This is a genomic window from Mesorhizobium sp. WSM4830, assembly GCF_055811495.1.
Map to the genome: position 1 here is coordinate 1 of NZ_JBVVQI010000092.1, position 971 is coordinate 971.

The following is a 971-nucleotide window of genomic DNA, read 5'->3' on the forward strand; positions in this document are numbered from 1 at the left end:
CAAGCCTGATCGCCAGCGCTGCGCACGCCGACAGCGGCACGATCCGCTTCGCCATCTATCTACAAAGCGGCCTTCTTAGTCGGGGGCGCAGTAGATGTTGGTCAAAGGTTCGGTTTGAGCCCTGAAGCCAACCCGCAGCCCCTTCGAAAAGAACGGCTTCAGTCGCTTTTCCAGGCTGCGAGCAACGGGCCTTTGGCTCCGTAGACAGGGTCCTTGCGCGGACGGCCGACCCTGGGGATCGTCACCACCGCCTTGGCATGATCGGCGGCAGTCGTACACAGGTCATAGGTGCCGGATGGAGGATAGGCGCCGACGACCAGAAAGTCGTCGGACGCGGAAAGACGCTGGTGCCCGGTGCCGGCCGGAAGCACCGCGACGTCGCCGGCCTTCAGCGACAGCGTTCGTCCCTTGTTGCCGCCAAACCGGACTTTCGCCGTGCCGCGCGCCACGCCAAGCACCTCGTGGATGCGCGAATGGTAGTGGACGTAGTCGTAGATGCCGTCGCGCCAGCTATCGGCCCAGCCATTGGCGTCAAAAAGCGTCTCCATGACCGCCGCCGGATCGAATTCCTCAGGCAGCTTCACGGCGCCGCGAAAGACGACAAGCGGCCAGGACGGATGGTTGGGCACGAGGCCATCATCGCTGAAGCGAAACTCGTTCGGTTTGCGCGGCCTGACGAGATCGGGAACCTCGCGCTTGCCCGGCCTGGCGATGCCGGTGACCTGCTCGACGGCTTTCTTCGTGGTTTGCAGGATGCTCATGGGTGTGGCCCTTGGGTTGGTGGTGAGCTTCATGCGGAGTTAACCGGCTGCGTGGCGGGTCGGTTCCGGTGGGCGCGGAGATTTGCGATCTGTGCGGTCGCCATGGTGGCGCTCGATAAACCCGGCCTAGACTGTACCCATCCGGTGAAGACCGCAGACGTGCGTATTTGGTGGCCATGAGGACCTGAGCACCGGTGTGCTGGGGTCAAG

Annotated in this window: 1 protein-coding gene; it reads right to left on the reverse strand. The window is 63.6% G+C overall.

Annotation, left to right across the window (positions count from 1 at the left end; translation table 11 throughout):
• Positions 1 to 158 precede the first annotated feature (158 nt).
• Positions 159 to 761: a cupin domain-containing protein gene (locus AC0L2Y_RS34470; RefSeq protein ID WP_473562322.1), complete on the reverse strand. Its 603-nt coding sequence runs from the start codon at positions 759 to 761 to the stop codon at positions 159 to 161.
• Positions 762 to 971 lie beyond the last annotated feature (210 nt).